This window comes from Spirillospora sp. NPDC049652 (assembly GCF_040675125.1).
Taxonomy (GTDB): Bacteria; Actinomycetota; Actinomycetes; order Streptosporangiales; family Streptosporangiaceae; genus Spirillospora.
On record NZ_JBFAOF010000267.1, the window covers coordinates 1 to 8,121 of the forward strand.

The 8,121-nt window shown below is 72.1% G+C and carries 8 protein-coding genes, 2 tRNA genes and 1 pseudogene; 2 read left to right on the forward strand and 9 right to left on the reverse strand.

Features of this window, described 5'->3' with window-relative positions; all coding sequences use genetic code 11:
- Positions 1–671 (forward strand): xanthine dehydrogenase family protein molybdopterin-binding subunit (locus AB0J52_RS18590; protein WP_500182837.1); only part of this gene is annotated, 671 nt, incomplete at its 5' end.
- A 57-nt stretch (positions 672–728) separates the two neighbouring features.
- Here the strand turns inward: AB0J52_RS18590 and AB0J52_RS18595 are convergent.
- The 4 genes from AB0J52_RS18595 to AB0J52_RS18610 all read right to left on the reverse strand — a co-directional run bounded on the left by AB0J52_RS18595 (position 729) and on the right by AB0J52_RS18610 (position 3,591).
- Complete coding sequence (locus AB0J52_RS18595) at positions 729–1,079, reverse strand: STAS domain-containing protein (protein ID WP_500182838.1); 351 nt, start codon at positions 1,077–1,079, stop codon at positions 729–731.
- A 156-nt stretch (positions 1,080–1,235) separates the two neighbouring features.
- Positions 1,236–1,308: transfer RNA gene (locus AB0J52_RS18600), tRNA-Lys, on the reverse strand.
- A 182-nt stretch (positions 1,309–1,490) separates the two neighbouring features.
- Complete coding sequence (locus AB0J52_RS18605; protein ID WP_500182839.1) at positions 1,491–2,069, reverse strand: LuxR C-terminal-related transcriptional regulator; 579 nt, start codon at positions 2,067–2,069, stop codon at positions 1,491–1,493.
- 226 nt (positions 2,070–2,295) lie between these two features.
- Positions 2,296–3,591, reverse strand: coding sequence for a cytochrome P450 family protein (locus AB0J52_RS18610; protein ID WP_500182840.1), 1,296 nt, complete (start codon positions 3,589–3,591; stop codon positions 2,296–2,298).
- Between AB0J52_RS18610 and AB0J52_RS18615 the strand changes: the two are divergent.
- Positions 3,584–4,066 (forward strand): annotated as a pseudogene (locus tag AB0J52_RS18615) (serine hydrolase domain-containing protein); the annotation flags it as partial. The gene AB0J52_RS18610 and the pseudogene AB0J52_RS18615 sit on opposite strands and share 8 nt — an antisense overlap.
- 197 nt (positions 4,067–4,263) lie before the next feature.
- On the opposite strand, the gene AB0J52_RS18620 reads toward AB0J52_RS18615, so the two are convergent.
- The 5 genes from AB0J52_RS18620 to AB0J52_RS18640 form a co-directional block, all read right to left on the reverse strand.
- Positions 4,264–5,577: a hypothetical protein gene (locus tag AB0J52_RS18620; protein WP_500182841.1), complete on the reverse strand. Its 1,314-nt coding sequence runs from the start codon at positions 5,575–5,577 to the stop codon at positions 4,264–4,266.
- Positions 5,574–6,077 carry an RICIN domain-containing protein gene (locus tag AB0J52_RS18625; protein ID WP_500182842.1) on the reverse strand — a complete coding sequence of 168 codons (504 nt, stop codon included), beginning with the start codon at positions 6,075–6,077 and terminating at the stop codon, positions 5,574–5,576. The genes AB0J52_RS18620 and AB0J52_RS18625 overlap by 4 nt, the downstream gene beginning before the upstream one ends.
- A 338-nt stretch (positions 6,078–6,415) precedes the next feature.
- Positions 6,416–6,491 (reverse strand) — tRNA-His (locus AB0J52_RS18630).
- A gap of 91 nt (positions 6,492–6,582) precedes the next feature.
- Positions 6,583–7,182: an oligoribonuclease gene (gene orn / locus AB0J52_RS18635; RefSeq protein WP_117357273.1), complete on the reverse strand. Its 600-nt coding sequence runs from the start codon at positions 7,180–7,182 to the stop codon at positions 6,583–6,585.
- A 34-nt stretch (positions 7,183–7,216) separates the two neighbouring features.
- The gene (locus tag AB0J52_RS18640; RefSeq protein ID WP_500182843.1) at positions 7,217–7,885 is read right to left on the reverse strand and encodes a pyridoxamine 5'-phosphate oxidase family protein; all 669 of its coding nucleotides are present in this window, start codon (positions 7,883–7,885) and stop codon (positions 7,217–7,219) included.
- Positions 7,886–8,121: the final 236 nt, after the last annotated feature.

Consider the following 8,121-nt stretch of genomic DNA (forward strand, 5'->3'; position numbering starts at 1 on the left):
GGATCGCCGCGCACGCCCTGGACGTCGAGTCGTCCGCCGTGACCGTCGAGATCGGCGACAGCGACCTCCCCTCCGCGCCCCTCGCCGGCGGCTCGACCGGCACGGCGAGCTGGGGGACGGCCGTCGTGCGCGCGTGCGAGAAGCTGCTCGCCGATCCCGGTGCGCGCGAAGCGTCCGTCGACACCGCGTCCGAGGTCGAGGGCGACACCGGCTACTCCCGGCACGCGTTCGGCGCGCACTTCGCCGAGGTGTCCGTCGACTTCGACACGGGCGAGGTGCGCGTCCCGCGCCTGCTCGGCGTCTACGCCGTGGGCCGCGTCGTCGACCCCGTCCTCGCCCGGTCGCAGTTCATCGGCGGGATGACGATGGGCCTCGGCATGGCGCTCACCGAGCACACCGTCCTGGACGCCGACGGCGGCTTCCTGAACATCGACCTCGCCCAGTACCACGTCCCGACCTGCGCGGACGTCCCGTCCGTCGAGGCCGTCTGGCTGGACGAGCACGACCCGCACGTCAACCCCATGGGCACCAAGGGCATCGGCGAGATCGGCACGGTCGGGACGGCCGCCGCCATCGTGAACGCCGTGCACAGCGCGACCGGCGTCCGCTTCCGGGACCTGCCGCTGACCCCGCAGACCGTGCTCCCGCGCCTCACCCGGGCCCGCGCCTGACCCGCCGGGCGGCGCGGCGGGCGGGCATGCCCGCCGCTCACGGCCGCAGGACGCCGGTCAGGGCCGCAGGACGGCCTCGACGGCCTCCTCGATCGTCGGCCAGATCCCCAGGTGCCGGTTGATCCGCCCGTCGCGCAGCACCCGGAGGAGGTCTTCGAGGCGGCAGCAGAACGCCAGCCGGCAGCCCACGGCCTCCGCGTGCCGGGCGGCCTGCAGCAGCGACCGCAGGCAGCCGGTGTCGCAGAACGCGACGCCGTCCAGGCTCACCACGAGCGGCAGGTCGCTCTCGGTGAGCTGGCAGAACAGCTCCGCCTCCAGCGCCGGCATGCTGGCCACGTCCAGGTCGCCGTAGAGGGCGACGACGCGGTGGTCCGGATTGCGGACCACGATCGCCTGGTATTCGTCCATCGGCTACGCCCCTGTTCACCGAGCGGCGGCGGTCGCCTCCCGGCAAGGCGGGAGTGCCCCCCAGTGAACCAGGTACGGTCCGGACGGTGCGGGCGCTCGGCGAAGAAAACGCGAAAGCCCCGGGCGCGTGAGCGATCCCGGGGCTTTCGTGGCGGGTGCGCCGTCAGGGACTTGAACCCCGAACCCGCGGATTAAGAGTCCGCTGCTCTGCCAATTGAGCTAACGGCGCGTGTCGTTTTCGGTCGGCCCTTCGGCCTCCCTGGCGACGAGAAAAAGATTAGCAGGGCCCCGCGCCCTGCGCGAATCGGTTATCCGACCCCACGCCGCCCGCCCCGTCCGGCCGCCCGCGGCTGATCATCCGGGCCCGCGGAGCGGTCGCCGAGAGGACGTCGAAGCAGGTCAGACGGGTGGTCAGTCGCGGCCGGGCAGGACGCTGACCATGCCGCGCCAGAAGGCGATGGCGGTGGCGCGGGAGCTGACGCCGAGCTTGGCGTAGATGCGGTTCACGTGGTTCTTGACGGTCTTCTCGCTGAGGAAGAGCTGCCGGGCGATCTCCCCGTTGGACCGGCCGGTGGCGATCAGGTCCATCACCTCGGCCTCGCGGGCCGACAGGCCCATGCTGACCCGGCTCGCGTCCCGGACGCCGCGCAGCACGTCGCGGGCGGTGAACGCGCCGGGGACCAGGTGGCCGCAGGCCCCGCCGCGCACGGCCGAGTCGACCGTGGCCGGGTCGTCCGGCCCGGCGAGCACGAAGACCCGGGCGGCCCGGGCCAGTTCGGCGGTGCGCCCGGCCCGCGCGGCGGACGCGTCCAGCAGGACGATGTCGGGCCGCAGCCGGCCGGCCAGCTCGACCGCCGCGGCGGCCTGCTCGGCCTCGGCGACCACGTTCAGCTCGTCGCTGGCCGACAGCAGGCGGGCGACGTCCGCTCGGGCGGACGCGTCACCGCCCACCACCAGTACGCGAAGGGGGGCCGTCTCGTCCACGCTCATCCCGTCTCCGGTGGTCGCGTTTCGCGGTGGGCAGGGAGAGGAGCATAACCCGGCGATCATCCGGACACCACGGGGTCCGCGGGACGCCCGGCTCCCCTCCGCGCCCACCGGGTACGGCCGGACGCTCGGAACGACGGCATCCGTCCAGTTCAACCGCCGTCCCGTGCCTCGCGACCTCGTCTCCGCGGTTTCCCAACGGCCTCGTAACAACCTTCCACGAAGTCCGTCAGAGACCGCCGGACGCCCGACTCGGCGGCTGCTCCCCGCCCCGGTCCGGGCCGAGCCGGACGGGCAGGGAGCCCAGGTGCCAGACCCCCGGCATCCGGGAACGCTCGATCCGGTCCCGGGGGACCGCGAGTGACAGCTCCGGGAAGCGCTCCAGCAGGGCGGTGAACGCGACCTCGGCCTCCTGGCGGGCGAGCGCCGCCCCCACGCAGTAGTGCAGGCCGTGCCCGAAGCCGACGTGGGCCTCGCGCCGCCCGTCCGGCTGGCGGGTGATGTCGAACCGGTGCGGGTCCTCGAACCGGCGCGGGTCGAAGTTGGCGGAGACCAGGCTCGCCATCACGGGCGACCCCTTCCGCAGGATCCGCCCGCCGATCACCACGTCCTCGGTCGCGAAGCGGAACCGGGTCGACTGCACCGGCCCGCACCACCGCATCAGCTCGTGGACGGCCCCGGGCATCAGCCCCTCCGGGTCGGCGCGCAGCCGCTCCAGCTGGTCGGGATGGTCCAGCAGCGCCACCAGCCCGTTCCCGATCAGGTTCGCGGTCGTCTGGTGCCCGGCCAGGACGAGCGACAGCACCATCGTGACCAGCTCGAACCCGCTCAGCACCGAGCCGTCCTCGTCCTGCGCCCGGATCAGCGCGGTGACCAGGTCGTCGGCCGGCTCGGCGCGGCGCCGCCCGACCAGCTCCGTGGTGTAGTCGACGATGCCCGCGACGGCCGCGGCGATGTCCCGCGCGTCCTGCCGGAGCAGGGCGTCGCCCCAGGTCCGCCACTGCCCACGGTCGTCCTCGGGGATGCCGACCAGCTCGCAGATGACGGTGATCGGCAGGAGGTAGGCGAAGTGCTGCACGAAGTCGACCACGCCGTCCCGGACGGGCAGCCGGTCGAGCAGCTCGGCGGTGAGGGTCCGCACCCGGGGCAGCAGCTCCTGGACGCGGCGCGGGGTGAACGTCCGGGCGACCAGCCGCCGCAGGCGCAGGTGGTCCTCCCCGTCGGCGTCGAGGACGGTGCTGAGCAGGTACGGCGCGTACTCGTCCGGAATCCCCATGTTCCGGACCGTCGTCGCCCGGACGTCCTTGAGCCCGAGCCCCGGCACGTTCGCCGGGCTGCTGACGAACCGGCGGTCGCCCAGCACCGCCCGGACGTCCTCGTAGCGGGTGACGAGCCAGAGCGGCGACCCCTGGCCGCCGAAGGCGACCTGCACCATCGGCGACAGCTCGCGCAGCCGGGAGTACCCCTCGAACGGGTCGCTCAGCAGGTCGGCGTCCATCAGGTCCACGGTCACGGGGTTGGTCACGGCGTCCTCTCCGACGTCCCGCGCCCGGGCCGGCCCGAGCGGCCGCCACCCGAACGCTGGTGAACATGCGTCGTGTCCATCTGTAACCGCCGGACCCGGACGCCACCCTGACCCCGAGCGCCCCACAACCACCCCCGCCCGGTCACCCTCCCGTCCCCGTCCCGACCACACCAGCGGCCTGCCCACCGGCGGCCACCTCGGCGCACCGCAGGGCGACCCGAAACGCTGGTTCGTGGACCACCGCTTCGACAGCTGGACGCCCCGGCAGATCGTCACCGACGCCATGACCACGCCCATGGACTTCGCGCCCGGCACGAGGCAGCGCTACAACGGCCTCAACTACTACGTCGCGGGCATGCTCATCGAGAAGGTGACCGGGCGCACCTACGCCGACGAGGTCCGACGCCGCGTCCTGCGGCCCCTGGACCTGCGCGCCACTTACGTCCTGGACCGGCACGACCCGCGCCTGCCCGGCCCCCATGCGCACGGCTACGTCGCCGTGACCGAGGACGGCAGGACCGTCCTGCGCGATGTGTCCGGGCGGCCAGGACGGCTCCGAGGCCCCCTACGTCATGAGGCTCGCCGCCGCCGTCTACGACCCCGACCTCCTCCGGCACCCGTGACACGGCGAAGGGGCCGGACCCGGGATCGGGTCCGGCCCCTCCGACTGCGTCAGCCCGTGAGGACGGTCGGGGCGACGGCGAACACCGCCCGCTGCTGCTCGGCCTCTGTCAGGCCCCAGAGCTCGGTGACCTGGTACGGGCTGCCCGCCTCGTACCAGGGCGCGAGGTCCTCGGGATGCTCGGCCCAGTCCTTCCGGACGCTGATCGTCCAGGTGGACGGGTCGCCCTTGACCTTCACGACGGCGAACCTGTTGTTCTCCTTCGGCGGGTTCACCCAGCCGCCGGACATGTTGATGTAGAGGGTGTCGCCGTCGGCCTGCACCCCCTGGACGTCGCTGATCGCGTACGCCTTGTCCGCGGGGGTCGTGGACCGCCAGCCCTCGATGGCGGTGGCGGCGAGGCGGTAGTCGTAGTCCAGGAAGTCGTACCGGACGATCCGGGTGCCCGCGAGGGTGTACTGGGACGACTGGAAGGTCCCGACGACCAGGCTGGCGCCCCCGGCGCTGTTGCGGTCCAGCGAGACGTAGTCGGGCTGGAAGTCGCCGAACGTGTAGCGCCGCACCTCGGGCATGACGTACTGGAAGTCACCGGTCCGGCCGTCCAGCCGCCGGTAGATCCTGGTGGTGTCGAAGACCCGGACGGCGCCCTTGCCGGCGTCCCCGGGCGGCACGGTCTGGTGGTTCCAGTTGCTCGTGTTAGCCATGAACAGGTACTTGCCGTACCAGGCGAGCCCGCCGCCGTGCCCGTACACGCGGCGCAGGTTGCCGGTCCCGTCGTCCCAGACGGGCAGGACCCAGCGGTACTGCCCGTCGTCGAGGTTCGCGAAGGCGAGCTTGACGGAGTTGTGCCGGTAGTCCAGACGCTCGGGCGTCGGATGCTGGACGTTGGCCGGATCGTCGTTCTGCCAGTTCCAGCCGGCTATCGCGGCCCGCTTCCCGGCGCCGACGCCCCCGGCCCGCGCCTCACCGGAGGTCGCGATGCCCTGCGGCACCCACGGCTGCTGGGTCACGTCACCGGCGACGCCCTGCATCTCCTTGTCCCAGCAGAACGCCTTGAGCATCTTCATCTTGGGAAGGCTCTCGCCCACGCTCTTGGGACAGGCGGCGTCGCCGACCCCCATGAGGGCGGTCCGGCCGTCACCGCTCAACGCGCCGTCGATGCCCACCTGCTCGTACCCCGGGGGCGGGGACATCGGGCTGTCGTACTTCTCCGTGAGCTGGTACTGCGGGCCCTTCACGTCGGTGATCTTCTGCAGGGGCGGACGGGTCGCCGCCTGCGCGGGCGCGGTGAGCACTCCCACCGCCGCCACCAGAGTCCCGCCGAGCGTCAGCCATCGCTTGAACACGGTCCGGCGCGTGCTCACTTGCTCACCCACACCCACTTGGCGTTCACCGCCGGGTTGACCCACGCGGGCATGGGGTAGACGCGGATGTCGATGGTCCCCGCCTCGTCGTAGAGCTGCACGTCCGGGTCGCCGAAGCCGATGAGCCGCATGTCCGAGCGCTGGCCCCAGAACTGCCAGCGGTTGGTCCGGTCGCAGGTGCCGTTCGTCCAGACGCCGTTGGTGGAGGTGGTGGACCACTGCAGGCAACGCTTGGTCTTCTTGTTCTGGAGCAGGTAACCCCCGCCGGGGTAGTCCGCGGGGATCCTGATCCACCGCTGGTGGTCGACCAGGCTGGACGAGGCCGGGAGGCAGGCGACGGAGTAGACGTCTCCGGCGAAGTCGCTGTCGAGGCAGTCTCCGGTCCCCACGTTCCAGATCTGGAAGACGGGGTCGGCGGCGTGGGCGGTGCCCGCCGCGAGTTGGCCAGGCAGGAGGACCGCGGCCGTGACGGCGAGGGCTTTGACGACGGTTCTGATCACGTATTCCGTCCCTTCGATGGGGAGTCTGGGCGATGGCCGGCCGCGCGACGGGAACAAGGTCGTCCCGGCCTGCGGCGGGGCGGGGATCGGATGACCTCCGGGACCGGCCGAACCTCAGACTTCGGGGCGTGCCGTTGTCTGGCAACGCCCTCACACCACGCCGGACAAAAAGACAAAGCCCGCTGCCCACGCATTGCAGGGACCGCGAACTCCGCTCCGGGCACACGCGACCGACCACGTCTGTGAAGACGGGCTACGAGCCGGGGCCGTGCAAGACCGCTTTTGCGGTCGTAGGAAAGGGAGAAGCCCGGTTCCGTGATCGGAACCGGGCTCTCACCTGGGGTGAGTGAGGGGACTTGAACCCCCGACATCTTGGACCACAACCAAGTGCTCTGCCAGCTGAGCTACACCCACCAGGGCCGGGGCTTGCCCCGGCGAGAATCAGTGTAGCGGTTCGCGGGGGGTGGTCGCGCACTCTGTTTCCGAGCCGGTCCCCGGGCGGGGGTCAGGACTGGGAGAGGACCTCGGCGGCCAGGGCGCGGGCGGTGTCGGAGTCCGGGCCGGGCTGGGGGACGAAGACGGCGGCGCGGTAGTAGCGGAGCTCGACGATCGACTCGGTGATGTCGGCGAGCGCGCGGTGGCCGCCCTTCTTCTCCGGGCTGGCGAAGTAGGCGCGCGGGTACCAGCGGCGGGACAGCTCCTTGATCGAGGAGACGTCGACCATGCGGTAGTGGAGGTGGCCGTCCAGGGCGGGCATGTCCCGGGCCAGGAAGGAGCGGTCGGTGGCGATGGAGTTGCCGCAGAGCGGGGCCTTCTTCGGCTCGCGGACGTGCTTGCGGACGTAGTCCAGCACGGTCTGCTCGGCCTCGGCGAGGGTGACGCCGCCGGCCAGGACGTCGAGCAGGCCCGAGGAGGTGTGCATGTCGCGCACGACCTTGCTCATCTGGGTGAGGGACTCCTGCGGCGGCTTGATCACCACGTCGACGCCCTCGTCGAGGATGTTGAGCTCGCTGTCGGTGACCAGGGCGGCTATCTCGATCAGCGCGTCGTGGCGCAGGTCGAGGCCGGTCATCTCACAGTCCACCCAAACGAGCCGCTCATTCATGGCTTCACCTTACGGCCCCTTGGCCTGCGGTGGGTCATCCGGTAGGGAACGTGGCCAGGATGTGCCCGGGCACCGCGAGGCCCGGCCGCAGCGCCGGATCCGGCACCGGGGCGCCGTAGGTCGTACGGACCGGAACGATGCCCGCCCAGATGTCCAGGGCGTAGTCCTCCGGCTCGTCCGACGCCTGGCCGTCGCGGACCTTCACCGACGCCTCGTCCAGGGGGAGGGCGAGGACGGCGGTGGAGGCGAGCTCCTTGCGGTTCGGGGCGCGGACGGCCTCCCACCGGCCGGGCGCGACGTTCTCCACGACCGCGCGCAGGCCGCGCAGCTTCTCGGCGTCGTCCGTGACCCGGCGCGGCACCCCGTAGATCATCGCGCTGCGGTAGTTCATCGAGTGGTGGTTGGCCGAGCGGCTGAGGACCAGGGCGTCGACGTGGGTGACGGTGACGCAGATCTCGCCCGCGGGGGCCGCCAGGAGGCTGGACGCGCCGGACGATCCGTGCAGGTAGAGGGTGTCCCCGTCGCGTCCGTAGGCGGTCGGCAGGACGCGCGGCGCGCCGTCGACCACGACGCCCAGGTGGCAGACGCGGCCCTCGTCCAGGACGGCGTACAGCTCGGCCCGGTCGGTCCGTCCGCGCTCGCGCTTGCGGCGCAGGGCGGTGCGGTCGGTGGCGGACAGCGGCGGCGGGTGTCCAGTGCTCATGGCGACCTACGCTAGGAGGCGAGTGGACCGCGCAGAAGGGCCACTTCGAGGGAATTGCGGGAGACCACTTTGGCGACGTTCGACCTGCCGCTCACCGTGGACCGGGACCGGCCGGAGCCGCTCGGCGCGCAGCTCGCGGGCCAGTTGCGGGCCGCGCTGCGGGACGGGCGGCTCGACCGCGAGGGCGAGCTGGTCTCGATCCGCTACTCGGACGAGATCGTCGTCGCCACCACGCG